The sequence below is a fragment of the Pseudomonas bijieensis genome (genome assembly GCF_013347965.1).
Lineage (GTDB): Bacteria > Pseudomonadota > Gammaproteobacteria > Pseudomonadales > Pseudomonadaceae > Aquipseudomonas > Aquipseudomonas bijieensis.
Genome location: NZ_CP048810.1, coordinates 5,374,779 through 5,387,304 on the forward strand (window position 1 = coordinate 5,374,779; position 12,526 = coordinate 5,387,304).

Annotated in this window: 12 protein-coding genes and 2 pseudogenes; 9 read left to right on the forward strand and 5 right to left on the reverse strand. The window is 59.6% G+C overall.

Annotated features, from left to right (window positions below; all coding sequences use genetic code 11):
- Positions 1 to 2 precede the first annotated feature (2 nt).
- From cyoB to GN234_RS23750, 6 genes are all read left to right on the forward strand, one after another.
- Positions 3 to 2,033, forward strand: a complete 2,031-nt coding sequence (cyoB, locus tag GN234_RS23725) for a cytochrome o ubiquinol oxidase subunit I (protein WP_109754836.1) — start codon at positions 3 to 5, stop codon at positions 2,031 to 2,033.
- A 3-nt stretch (positions 2,034 to 2,036) separates the two neighbouring features.
- Entirely contained in the window at positions 2,037 to 2,663 is a 627-nt protein-coding gene (locus GN234_RS23730; protein ID WP_109754835.1) for a cytochrome o ubiquinol oxidase subunit III, read from the forward strand.
- Positions 2,664 to 2,999, forward strand: coding sequence for a cytochrome o ubiquinol oxidase subunit IV (cyoD, locus tag GN234_RS23735; protein ID WP_025211927.1), 336 nt, complete (start codon positions 2,664 to 2,666; stop codon positions 2,997 to 2,999).
- A gap of 11 nt (positions 3,000 to 3,010) precedes the next feature.
- The gene (gene cyoE, locus GN234_RS23740) at positions 3,011 to 3,898 is read left to right on the forward strand and encodes a heme o synthase (RefSeq protein WP_109754834.1); all 888 of its coding nucleotides are present in this window, start codon (positions 3,011 to 3,013) and stop codon (positions 3,896 to 3,898) included.
- A 137-nt stretch (positions 3,899 to 4,035) separates the two neighbouring features.
- Positions 4,036 to 4,380: a toxin gene (locus GN234_RS23745; RefSeq protein WP_176689164.1), complete on the forward strand. Its 345-nt coding sequence runs from the start codon at positions 4,036 to 4,038 to the stop codon at positions 4,378 to 4,380.
- Positions 4,377 to 4,691, forward strand: a complete 315-nt coding sequence (locus GN234_RS23750; RefSeq protein WP_003205391.1) for a helix-turn-helix domain-containing protein — start codon at positions 4,377 to 4,379, stop codon at positions 4,689 to 4,691. Before GN234_RS23745 ends, GN234_RS23750 begins: the two co-directional genes overlap by 4 nt.
- Before the next feature lie 237 nt (positions 4,692 to 4,928).
- Here GN234_RS23750 and GN234_RS23755 read toward each other — a convergent pair whose 3' ends face one another.
- The 4 genes from GN234_RS23755 to GN234_RS23770 form a co-directional block, all read right to left on the reverse strand.
- Entirely contained in the window at positions 4,929 to 5,633 is a 705-nt protein-coding gene (locus GN234_RS23755) for a hypothetical protein (RefSeq protein ID WP_109754832.1), read from the reverse strand.
- Positions 5,634 to 5,771: 138 nt separating this feature from the next.
- Entirely contained in the window at positions 5,772 to 6,515 is a 744-nt protein-coding gene (locus tag GN234_RS23760) for a DUF72 domain-containing protein (protein ID WP_109754831.1), read from the reverse strand.
- A 92-nt stretch (positions 6,516 to 6,607) separates the two neighbouring features.
- Positions 6,608 to 7,621, reverse strand: a complete 1,014-nt coding sequence (locus GN234_RS23765; RefSeq protein WP_109754830.1) for a sensor domain-containing diguanylate cyclase — start codon at positions 7,619 to 7,621, stop codon at positions 6,608 to 6,610.
- Positions 7,622 to 7,864: 243 nt separating this feature from the next.
- Positions 7,865 to 8,782 carry a LysR family transcriptional regulator gene (locus GN234_RS23770; protein WP_176689165.1) on the reverse strand — a complete coding sequence of 306 codons (918 nt, stop codon included), beginning with the start codon at positions 8,780 to 8,782 and terminating at the stop codon, positions 7,865 to 7,867.
- A 97-nt stretch (positions 8,783 to 8,879) separates the two neighbouring features.
- Here GN234_RS23770 and GN234_RS23775 point away from each other — a divergent pair, with 97 nt between their 5' ends.
- Both GN234_RS23775 and GN234_RS23780 read left to right on the forward strand, forming a co-directional pair.
- Positions 8,880 to 10,055: an aspartate aminotransferase family protein gene (locus GN234_RS23775; protein ID WP_109754828.1), complete on the forward strand. Its 1,176-nt coding sequence runs from the start codon at positions 8,880 to 8,882 to the stop codon at positions 10,053 to 10,055.
- A gap of 151 nt (positions 10,056 to 10,206) precedes the next feature.
- Positions 10,207 to 10,945: pseudogene (locus GN234_RS23780) on the forward strand (OmpA family protein).
- Positions 10,946 to 11,306: 361 nt separating this feature from the next.
- Here the strand turns inward: GN234_RS23780 and GN234_RS23785 are convergent.
- Positions 11,307 to 11,745: pseudogene (locus tag GN234_RS23785) on the reverse strand (Z-ring associated ZapG family protein).
- A gap of 147 nt (positions 11,746 to 11,892) precedes the next feature.
- Here GN234_RS23785 and GN234_RS23790 point away from each other — a divergent pair.
- Complete coding sequence (locus GN234_RS23790; RefSeq protein ID WP_109754826.1) at positions 11,893 to 12,522, forward strand: alpha/beta hydrolase; 630 nt, start codon at positions 11,893 to 11,895, stop codon at positions 12,520 to 12,522.
- Positions 12,523 to 12,526 lie beyond the last annotated feature (4 nt).

Below are 12,526 nucleotides of genomic sequence, written 5' to 3' on the forward strand. Positions count from 1 at the left end.
CGATGTTTGGTAAATTAAGTTGGGAAGCGATCCCGTTCCACGAGCCGATTGTCATGGTGACCCTCGCCATCATCGCGCTCGGTGGTCTGGCATTGTTTGCAGGCATCACTTATTTCAAGAAGTGGACCTACCTGTGGACCGAGTGGCTGACGTCGGTCGACCACAAGAAAATCGGCGTGATGTACATCATCGTCGCCATGGTCATGCTGCTGCGCGGTTTTGCCGACGCCATCATGATGCGTACCCAGCTGGCCATGGCCACCGAGGGTTCGCCTGGCTACCTGCCGCCTGAACACTATGACCAGATCTTCACCGCCCACGGTGTGATCATGATCATCTTCATGGCGATGCCATTCTTCACCGGCCTGATGAACCTTGCAGTGCCGCTGCAGATCGGCGCCCGCGACGTGGCCTTCCCGTTCCTGAACTCCTTGAGCTTCTGGCTGCTGGTATCGGGCGTGGTGCTGATCAACTTGTCCCTGGGCGTTGGCGAATTTGCCAAGACCGGTTGGGTTGCCTATCCGCCGCTGTCGGGCTTGCAATACAGTCCGGGCGTGGGGATGGATTACTACATCTGGGCGCTACAGCTTTCCGGGTTGGGTACGACGCTGACGGGGGTCAACTTCCTGGCCACCGTGGTGAAAATGCGTACCCCGGGCATGAAGCTGATGGACATGCCGATCTTCACCTGGACCTGCACCTGGGCCAACGTCCTGATCGTCGCCTCCTTCCCGATCCTGACCGCTACCCTGGCTTTGCTGACGCTTGACCGTTACATGGATTTCCACATTTTCACCAATGAACTGGGTGGAAATCCGATGATGTACGTCAACCTGTTCTGGGCCTGGGGTCACCCTGAGGTGTACATCCTGATCCTGCCGGCGTTCGGGATTTTCTCCGAAGTCATCTCGACCTTCTCCGGCAAGAAACTGTTCGGCCACCACTCGATGATCTACGCTTCCGGCGCGATCTCGGTACTGGGCTTCATGGTCTGGCTGCACCACTTCTTCACCATGGGTTCCGGGGCGAGCGTCAACGCCTTCTTCGGCTTGGCGACGATGCTGATTTCGATCCCGACCGGGGTGAAGCTGTTCAACTGGCTGTTCACCATCTATCAGGGCCGCCTGCGTTTCACCAGCCACGTAATGTGGACCCTGGGCTTCATGGTGACCTTCGCCATCGGCGGCATGACCGGCGTACTGCTGGCCATCCCGGGTGCTGACTTCGTGCTGCACAACAGCCTGTTCGTGATCGCGCACTTCCACAACGTGATCATCGGTGGCGCCGTGTTTGGCTACATCGCCGGTTTCGCCTTCTACTTCCCGAAAGCGTTCGGCTTCAAGCTGCACGAAGGTTGGGGCAAGGCCGCGTTCTGGTTCTGGATCACCGGCTTCTTCGTCGCGTTCATGCCGCTGTATGTACTGGGCTTCATGGGCATGACCCGTCGCCTGAACACCACTACCAACCCTGAGTGGGTGCCGTACCTGTACGTCGCCATGTTCGGTGCGGTGATGATCGCCGTCGGTATCGCCTGCCAGCTGATCCAGTTGTATGTCAGCGTGCGCGATCGCAACAAACCAGAGAACATGTGCGAACACGGCGACCCGTGGAATGCCCATACCCTGGAATGGTCGACCTCTTCGCCACCGCCGTTCTACAACTTTGCCGTGCTGCCAAAAGCGGACGTCATCGACCCGTTCACCGAAGCCAAGGAAAACGGTACCGCGTACCCGGTTCCGGCCAGGTACGAGCCGATCCACATGCCCAACAACACCGCCACCGGTGTGGTCATGGGGGCGCTGCTGACCGTGTTCGGTTTCGCGATGATCTGGCACATCTGGTGGCTGGCCATCGCCAGCCTGGTCGGCACCGTGGTGTATTTCGCCATCCATGCCGCCCGTGACGATCAGGGCTACATGGTGCCGGTGGATGTCATCGAGCGCATCGAAGCCGAGCAGCACAAACGTCTGGTAGCGGCCGGGAAAGTCCCAGCCACCGCCACCCGTGTTGAAACCTCGTTGGAACAGGCTTAAACCATGTCGAACTTAGTGACCAATGTTGGACACGCCCATGGTCAAGACCATGGGCACGATGACCATCACCACGACTCGGGCGAGATGACCGTATTCGGTTTCTGGCTCTACCTGATGACCGACTGCATTCTGTTTGCGTCGATCTTCGCAGCGTACGCGGTGCTGGTTAACAACGTCGCCGGTGGCCCGTCGGGCCACGACATCTTCGAGCTGCCGTACGTACTGGGCGAAACCGCGCTGCTGCTGTTCAGCTCGATCACCTACGGCTTCGCCATGCTGGCGTTGTTCAAGGGCAAGAAAACCCAGGTACTGGGCTGGCTGGCCATGACCTTCCTGTTCGGTGCCGGCTTCATCGGCATGGAGATCAACGAGTTCCACATGTTGATCTCCGAGGGCTACGGTCCTAACCGCAGCGGCTTCCTGTCCGGGTTCTTCACCCTGGTCGGTACCCACGGTCTGCACGTGACCAGCGGCCTGATCTGGATGGCGATCATGATGTACCAGGTCCAGAAAAACGGCCTGACTGCCACCAACAAGACGCGCCTGAGCTGCCTGAGCCTGTTCTGGCACTTCCTGGACGTGGTGTGGATCTGCGTATTCACCGTTGTTTATCTGATGGGGACCCTGTAAATGGCTAACGCTCATTCCCATGATGGCCACGACGCCGGCCACGGCAGCGTCAAGTCCTACGCCATCGGCTTCATCCTGTCGGTGATCCTGACCGTCATTCCGTTCGGCCTGGTGATGTACCCGACGCTGCCGAAAAGCCTGACCCTGTGGATCATCCTGATCTTCGCCGTGGTCCAGGTACTGGTGCACCTGGTGTACTTCCTGCACCTGGACCGCTCCGCCGCCCAACGTAACAACGTGGTCGCGTTTGTCTTTGCCGCGATCGTGATCGTCCTGCTGGTTGGCCTGTCGTTGTGGATCATGTTCAGCATCCATACCAACATGATGGCGCACTGAGGAAAATCCGGATGTCCCTGAAGCACTTTATCCAAATCACCAAGCCGGGGATCATTTTCGGTAACGTGCTTTCTGTGGCAGGCGGTTTTTTCCTGGCCTCCAAAGGGCATGTCGATCTGGCCATCTTCCTGGCGGCGATGATCGGCACGTCCCTGGTGGTGGCGTCCGGTTGCGTGTTCAACAACTGCATCGACCGCGACATCGACATCAAGATGGAGCGCACCAAGAACCGCGCCCTGGTTCAGGGCCTGATCCCGGTGCAACTGGCCTTGGTGTTCGCCACGGTGCTGGGCGTGGCCGGTGTCGCGCTGTTGTACTGGGTCGCTAACCCGTTGGCGGCGTTGTTCGCAGTGATCGGTTTTGTCATCTACGTCGGCCTCTACAGCCTGTACCTCAAGCGCAAGTCGGTCCACGGCACGCTGGTGGGCAGTCTGTCGGGGGCGATGCCGCCGGTGATCGGTTACGTCGCGGTGAGCAACAGCTTCGACATGGCGGCGCTGACGCTGCTGGTGATGTTCAGCCTGTGGCAGATGCCGCATTCCTATGCCATCGCGATCTTCCGCTTCAACGACTACCTGGCGGCCTCGATTCCGGTGCTGCCGGTCAAGCGTGGTATCCGGGTGGCGAAGAAGCACATCCTGCTCTACATCCTGGCCTTCCTCGTGGCGACCTTGATGCTGACCTTCAGCGGCTACGCCGGCATGAGCTACCTCGCCGTCGCCGCCGCCATGGGCATGTACTGGCTGTACATGGCCTGGACCGGCTACAAGGCGGTGGATGACACGGTCTGGGCACGCAAGCTGTTCGTGTTCTCGATCTTCACCATCACCGCCCTGAGCGTCATGATGTCCCTGGACTTCAAAGTGCCAAGTGAGCTGCTGCTGACTTACGCGCCTTAAGCTTCAGACGCTGCACAAAAGCCCCGCCTTCGAGAGAAGCGCGGGGCTTTTTTTCTAGAAGGACATGGATGGACTGTCATTCGTCGCAATAGATTATGGTTTGTTGAGCTATACGCAATTTGCCTATAGTTTCTGCCATGCGTACCCTATTCTTTGAAACGACTACGTTCACCGCCACGGTTGGCCATTACCTGACTGATGATGAGTATCGCCTGCTTCAGTCCTATTTGCTGGAGCATCCAGAAGTCGGTGACGTCATGCCACGTACCGGCGGCTTTCGTAAGCTGCGCTGGTTCGATGAGCGTCGTGGCAAAGGGAAGCGGGGTGGGTTGCGAGTCATTTACTATTGGCTCATGAACGATCGTCAGTTTTGGATGTTCGCGATTTATGACAAGGACGAGTTGGTAAACCTGACCTCCGAGCAAGAGAAGACGCTCAAGCGCGCCATAGAAGCTGAGTTGAAAGTACGAGGTACCTTATGAAAAAGCGCGATCTGTTTGCCGAGATGATGCAAGGCGTCGAGGAGATGGCCGCTCACCGCGAGGGCAAGATTACCCTTCGCCAGATATCGATCGAAGACAAACCGGTTCCCGAGGTGTCGGCCCAGGAAATCGTGGCTTTGCGCGACAAGCTCCACATGTCCCAAGCCGTTTTCGCCAAGAGCATCAGGACCAGTCCAGGTACCCTGAGAAATTGGGAACAGGAAAAATCCAAGCCTAACGCCCAGGCGGCTTTGTTGATCAAACTGGTCGAGAAGTTTCCAGATATGGTCGAACGACTTGGCGCTGTTTGAACAGCTGACACCCATGAAAAAGCCCCGCCTTTGACACAAGCGCGGGGCTTTTTCATGGTGTTGTCGGTGTTTCCGTGGTGGACACATGGTCGACAAACGCCGCTGATCCATTGTGGGAGCGAGCCTGCTCGCGATGAGACCGGCACATTCAACATCGATGCAAGCTGAACCACCGCTATCGCGAGCAGGCTCGCACCCACAGGTGTTTGTGGTGGACTCACAACCTCCTGAAAAGGCTTATTGCTGGGCGATGCTGTAGCCGTCGAAGGCTTTTTGCTGTTGCAGGGCGGTGACGATGCTCTTGCGGGTGACCGGTTGTTCGGTGCCGTCGTTGTCCAGGAAGGTTTCGCTTTCCAGCTCGGCTTCTTCGCCTTCGCCGACAAAATTGAAACCGAGGAATTCGAAGGCTTCACGGTCGACGTTCGGCTTGGAGCGTGGTGTGCGCAAGGGCAGGGTGACGCTGATGCCGTCCTTGCTGATGACAAACACTTCGGCTTCCTTCTTGGCTCGCGAGGCCTTGCCCTTGCTGCCACTTGGATTGCTGATGGCCTGGTGGGTCTGGTTCAGCACTTTCAGGGCCAGGCCGTAGACCAATTCCTGGAACGATGGATCGTCCTTGTAGCTGGAGAGAATGCGGCTGATCGGGAAGCGGCTGCTCAGGTCTTCCAGGGCCGCGAAGTCGGCGGCTTCGGCGTCCTTGAGCTGCTTGAGCTGGCCCATCAGTTCGTAGGCCTTGTCGTCGTCGAACGCATCGTGAGCCTGGCGGATGGCGTTGCGCAGTTCGCGGATCTGGTCGCTTTCGCGGTTCGACTGGAACGCATCGAGGACCATCTCACTGATGCTTTTGGCCTGGGGCAGATGCTGTGAAAGATTGATGGAGTTTTCGTATTCCGCTTTGGACGACAGGGTGACTACGGATTCAGCGGTATTGGAATCGGACATTGAAATTTCACTACTTCTGTTAGCGGGATGAGGCGAGAAAGGCATTGAGCTTTTTTCCGGTCGCCTAATCTATTGGACGCGGACGGTGTTGTCACGGTCGGACCGGCGACAGGTTGGCTTTTGTTGCCGGTCCTGGCTTCAATCTCGCATCAGCTCCAACAGTCGCAGGGCATTGGGCGTTGCGGCGCCACTGGCAGTGTTGTCAAAGATGCACCAGGTCGGTGTGTCGGCCCCGGTCTTCAATTGCCGGGCGAGCCGTTCCAGCCAGGGCTCATCGTACGGGGAGTAGTAAATTCGCGGCGAACCGTGCAACCGGTAGTAACGAACGCCAGGCCAGCCTGCCGGTCGATCGCAACCGGGCAATGGCGAGGGATCGGCGGCGACGCGGCCGATGTGCTGGGCTTGCAGCAGTGCTTGCGCCGTCGGCGCGAGCCAGCTCGGATGCCGGGGTTCAAGCACGGCATAGCCCTGATAACGGTCGCGCAATGCGGTGAAGAATGCTTCGGCCACTGCGGCATCGAAGGCCAGTGATGGTGGTAACTGGATCAGCAGGCAGCCCAGTTTCTCTCCCAATTGCGAGCATTGCCCCAGAAAATCATCCATAAGCCCTTCGCAATCGAGCAGCCGCCGTTCATGGGTGATCTGTTTTGGCACTTTGACCGAGAAGCGAAAGTCCGAGGTGACGCTATCGGCCCACTTTGCGTAGGTGGCGGGGCGGTGCGGACGGTAGAACGAACTGTTGATCTCCACCGCCGGGAAGCGTGCGCTATAGCGCTGCAAGTGGGTGCCCTCGACGGGAAAGGCCAGCCATTGCTCCCGGGGTAACGACCAACCGGCGCAGCCCAGATAAAGGTTAGAAGGGGAAGGGGATCGAGTCGACAAGTGCCCGGACCTGATTGCAAGCGTTACAACCTATGACCGCTGTAAACGCCGCAAAGATGCATTCATTTTTGCCGCGGACCCTGAGCCCGGTTTCATTTGCAGATCACATTCTTGCCGGCCATCTTTGAGCGATACAGCGCCTGGTCCGCCCGGTCCAGCAGCGCCGCTTGTTGTTCATCGTCGAAGCGCTGCACCACGCCAAAGCTCATGGTGATCTGAAAATCGCCCACCGGCAGCAGGTCGGACAATCCACGGCGAATGGTTTCGGCCATCAGGCAGGCGTCGGTCAGGGAGGTGTTGGGCAAGATCATGATGAACTCGTCGCCGCCCCAGCGCACCAGCAGGTCGCCGTCGCGCTCGCAGCGCTGGACCGCCTGCACCACTTGCACCAATGCCGCATCGCCGAAAGCATGTCCGTAACGGTCGTTGATGTCTTTGAAATCGTCGACATCCATGGCGATCAGCGACAAAGGTTCGCGAAAGCGCTGGGCACGTTCGCAGGCCAGTGGCAGCGCTTGCTCCAGGCGATAGCGGTTGGCGACCAGCGTCAGTGCATCGGTCTCGGCGAGTCGACGGTTTTCCTCGAGTTGAATCTGCAATTGTTGGTTGACCCGGGACAGTTCGCGGGTGCGCTCTTCGATCACTGCTTCCAGGGACTTGTTGCGCCGCTCCAGTTGCTCGAACAAGCGCTTCTTGTCGTCGATACTGCGATGGGCGCCGATCATGCGCGCCACCGTGCCGTCAGGGTTGCGGGCGATCACGTAGCCGCGATCCTCGATCCAGATATAGGAACCGTCGCGCGTGCGACAACGGTATTCGGCCTGGTAGCCGTGGGATCTTTGTTCCAGATAGTCGTCGAACAACGCCATGACCCGTGGATAGTCACCCGGGTGGATCACGCTCTCCCAGGTCAGCACGGTGTTGTCCAGGGAGTGAGGCGGGTAGCCAAGCATCGTGTACCAGCCGGGATTGCGGTAGACAAAGCCGGTGTTGGCATTCCAGTCCCAGATGCCATCGCTGACCAGTTCCAGGATGGTGTGCAGTACGCCTTCGTCCAGATCGGACAAGTCGAACCGCAGCATGTCGATGTTCGAGGCATCTCCCATCGTCGTTTCCTCAATCAGCCTTGATATCAAAATGCTCGTCCAAGGAGGAAGAGTAGCTGATGGGGCGCGGGGTCACTAGCGGGGGATGTTCAGGCGGGGTTCGCTTTTGTGGCGAGGGGATTTATCCCCGTTGGGTCGCGTAGCGGCCCCAGAAATCATCAAACCCGACATCATCTGCGATGTGAGCCGACAGCCTTGGGGTTGCTTCGCAACCCAGCGGGGATAAATCCCCTCGCCACAACATCATTCGGCTGGGGTTGGGGTTTTGCCCCATTTCTCCAACGCAAACTCGACAAAACTGCGCAGCTTCGGCAAACGGTAGCGATCCTGCGCGTACATCAGGCTCATCGGCCGATGGGGCAGCTGGTAGCCCGGCAGCAACGTCACCAGGTGTCCATCCTTCAGGTCCTGGGCCACCAGCGCATCGGGCAGCATCACCACGCCCATCCCGGCCAGGGCGGCGCGATGCAGGCCCGAGGAGCTGTTGATCAGCATCGGTCCGTTCACCGGGATCTTGATCTCGCCTTGCGGGCCATTGATCGGCCAGTGATCCTGGGCAAAGCGCCATTCGTCTGCTGCCGAATAGGCGAACGACAGGCAGTCGTGCTGTTGCAAGTCCGCGGGTTGTTCCGGCGTGCCTCGCCGGGCCAGGTAAGCAGGGGAGGCGCAGATGGTCAGGGTGTAGTCCATCAACGGACGGGCAATCAGTTTCGGATCGGGATGGCCAAGGCGGATGGCCACGTCGAAGCCATGGTCGAGCAGGTCAAGGCGCTGGTTGGTCAGCACCACGTCGAGCTTGACCTGGGCGAAGCGCTGGCTGAATTCGGCCAGCGCTGGCGAAAGGCGTTCGGTACCAAAGGTCAGCGGTGCGGTGATGCGCAGGGTGCCGGTGGGCTCGCCCTGGGCCTGTTCGGCCAGGCGTTCGGAATCGGCCACCAACCCCAACACTTCCAGGCAACGCTGGTAGTAGGCGGAGCCGAATTCAGTCAGGCGCTGGCGCCGTGTCGTACGGTTGATCAGGCGCACGCCGAGGCGTTGCTCCAGCGCCCGAAGATGATTGCCCACCATGGTGGTGGACATTTCGCAGGCCTGGGCCGCCGCTGTCAGGCTTCCGGTTTCTACCACCTTCACGTAAACGGTCATTGCCTGGAACAGGTCCATTATCAAGCTCAGCTTTTAAATGATTGAAGTAAAGTCGCATTTATCCATTTTGAGTGGCTAACCATACTGGAAAAAACCACCCGATGGAGCCTGAGCCATGACCGCTGCCTGCCTGATGACCACTTACCAACCCCTGGCGCTGAATTTCACCCATGGCTTGGGCACGCGCCTGTGGGACCAGGACGGCCGCGAATACCTCGATGCGGTGGCGGGCGTGGCGGTGACCAATGTCGGCCACTCTCACCCTCGACTGGTGGCCGCCATCAGCGAGCAAGCCGGCCTGCTGTTGCACACATCCAACCTGTACAGCATCGATTGGCAGCAACGCCTGGCGCAAAAGCTCACCCAGTTGTCCGGGCTGGAGCGGGTGTTTTTCAACAACTCGGGCGCCGAGGCCAACGAAACCGCGCTGAAACTGGCGCGCCTCTATGGCTGGCACAGGGGCGTCGAGCAGCCGTTGGTGGTGGTCATGGACAACGCGTTCCACGGGCGCACCTTGGGCACCATGTCCGCCAGTGACGGCCCGTCCGTGCGGCTGGGTTTCAATCGGTTGCCGGGGGATTTCATCAAGGTACCGTTTGGCGACCTCGCGGCGTTGGAAGAGGTCCGGCAGGCTCATGCCGAGCGCATCGTTGCGGTACTGGTGGAGCCGATCCAGGGCGAGAGCGGTGTGCAGCTCGCCCCACCGGGTTACCTCAAGGCCTTGCGGCAACTGTGCAGCCGGCGGGCCTGGCTGTTGATGCTCGACGAGATCCAGACCGGTATCGGTCGCACCGGCCAATGGTTCGCGTTCCAGCATGAAGGCATCGTGCCGGACGTCATGACCCTTGCCAAAGGCCTGGGCAACGGCGTGCCCATCGGTGCCTGCCTGGCGCGGGGCAAGGCTGCCGAGTTGTTTACTCCTGGCAGTCATGGCAGCACCTTTGGCGGCAATCCACTGGCCTGTCGGGTCGGCTGCACGGTGCTGGATATCATTGAGCAACAAGCGCTGGTGGATAACGCCAGGCACCAGGGCGAACAATTGCTGAGTCGGTTGCGGATCGAGTTGGCGGACAACCCCAATGTATTGGCGATTCGCGGTCAGGGCTTGATGATCGGCATCGAACTCAAGCAACCGGTCCGCGACCTGACCCTTCGCGCCGCCCGGGACCACGGGCTGCTGATCAATGTCACCCGGGGCCAGACCATCCGCCTGTTACCGCCGTTGACGATCGATGGGCGCGAAGTGGAGATGATTGTCAGGGGCGTGAGCCGCTGTCTGGCGCAGGGTTGAGGGGCGTTCGCCCGGACGCCGGTTTTTATCGGGCAGCCGGGCGAAACGCGACGCAGCGGGACGGAATTTTTAACGATTGCCGTGTTCCAACGCCTGCCAGAGTCGATTGCCTACGCCCTGGCACTTCAGACTGAAAACCCAGGAGCATTCCATGTTCACCTCGCGTCGCTTGATCGTTGTCGCTACTGCTGTGGCCCTGTTGTCCGGCTGTGCGTCGCCTAACCCCTATGACAACCAGGGCCAGGCCTCTACCGAATCGTCGGGTATGAGCAAAACCGCCAAGTACGGCGGCCTCGGTGCACTGGCGGGGGCGTTGGCCGGTGCGGCCATCGGTCACGATAACCGCGGCAAAGGGGCGTTGATCGGCGCGGCGGTGGTGGGGGCTTCCGCAGCTGGCTACGGCTACTACGCCGACCAGCAGGAAAAGAAACTGCGTGCGAGCATGGCCAATACCGGCGTTGAAGTGCAGCGCCAGGGTGACCAGATCAAGCTGATCATGCCGGGCAACATCACCTTCGCCACCGACTCGGCGAACATCGCCTCCAGCTTCTACCAGCCACTGAACAACCTGGCCAACTCCCTCAAGGAGTTCAACCAGAACCAGATCGAAATCGTCGGTTATACCGACAGCACCGGCAGCCGCCAGCACAACATGGACCTGTCCCAGCGTCGTGCCCAGAGCGTGGCGACCTACCTGACATCCCAGGGCGTGAGCGGTGCCAACCTCTCGGCCCGTGGCGCCGGCCCGGGACAACCCGGTGGCGAGCAATGCCGATGTCAATGGTCGTGCGCAGAACCGTCGTGTCGAGGTGAACCTCAAGGCTATTCCCGGCCAGCAGTACCAGCAGGCACCGGCGCAGCAGGGGCAGACTTACCAGCAATATCCGTAATCGCTGGGCTGTGTAAATGAAGGGGGCCATGGAAACATGGCCCCCTTTTTTGCGGCTAGCGTTTGGACCTTTGTGGCGAGGGAGCTTGCTCCCGCTGGGCTGCGAAGCGGCCCCCCAAACCTTTCACCTCAACTCCCTGACACACCGTGGTGGCTGGTTTTGGGCCTGCTGCGCAGTCCAGCGGGAGCAAGCTCCCTCGCCACAAAGGTGTTCACTCGAGTGATGGGCCGCATCGCCAGCGCCCGGGCAATCGCCATCCGTCTTCGCGAGCAAGCTCGCTCCCACAGGGGGATTTTCTTGAGCCAATAAAAAAGCCCGCCCGATCAGGTGATCGGGCGGGCTTTTGGGTGTCGCTTGGAGATTACTTCTTCAAACCGTAATGCTCATCGAGCATGCCGGGTGAATTGGGGGCCTTGGGGGCGTAGTCCCGCGGCGGTTCCTGGATCCCTTTTTGGTGGGGTCAGGCGTTCCCGTGGAGTCTGTGCTGCATCGGCTTGCAGAGCAGCCAGCAGACGTTGGCGAGTCTGCTCGTCCAGGGCCAGGCGATTGGCACCTTCGGACAGATGATCCTGGACGTCCTGGTAGCTCTGGGTGAGTTTTTTCACCAGGGACGCGGTGCTGTTGAAGTGGGTGACCACCTCATTCTGATAACTGTCGAAACGTTCCTGAATGTCGTCCAGCTGACGTTGCGTGCTGTTGGGCACCGCGTTGGGCAGCAATCGGGCAAGCAGGAATCCAATGGCGACACCGGCAACCAGGGCAAGAGTCGGCAACAGCCAAACTAAGAGCGAGTGTTCCACGAGTCCTTCCTCTATAAACGGCTTTGCTTTACGTTAACGGCTCGGACCTGCGCTGTATACCGCGAAGAACATCGCAATCATGCCAGGCACAGACTTTAGCTAGACGAGTCGACCCTATTCGAGGTCACGGAGTTCTTTCCCTTGCTTATGCGCGAAACCCCTGTAGTCATCGATGGCCCGGTGGGCCAACTGGAAGCCTTGTACCTGGACAGCGAGGCGCCCCGTGGCCTGGCGCTGATCTGCCACCCGAACCCGGTGCAGGGTGGGACCATGCTCAATAAAGTGGTCTCGACCCTGCAACGCACTGCCCGCGATGCTGGGCTGGTTACGTTGCGTTTCAATTATCGTGGCGTGGGTGCCAGTGCCGGTACGCATGACATGGGCACTGGTGAAGTCGACGACGCCCAGGCCGCCGCCGATTGGCTGCGGGAAAAATACCCGCAACTGCCGCTCACCCTGTTCGGTTTTTCGTTTGGTGGTTTCGTTGCCGCGAGCCTTGGCGGACGCCTGGAAGCCCAGGGGCAACCGCTCAAACACCTGTTCATGGTGGCCCCGGCGGTGATGCGCCTGAATGAACAGTCGCCCTTGCCGATGAGTGGCGAGTTGACCGTGATCCAGCCGGAAACCGACGAAGTGGTCGATCCGCAACTGGTTTACGAATGGTCCGACACGCTCCAACGCCCCCATGAGCTGCTGAAAGTGGCAGAATGCGGACACTTTTTTCATGGCAAGCTGACCGATCTCAAGGATCTGATCCTGCCGCGCCTTTCGAATTGACAGC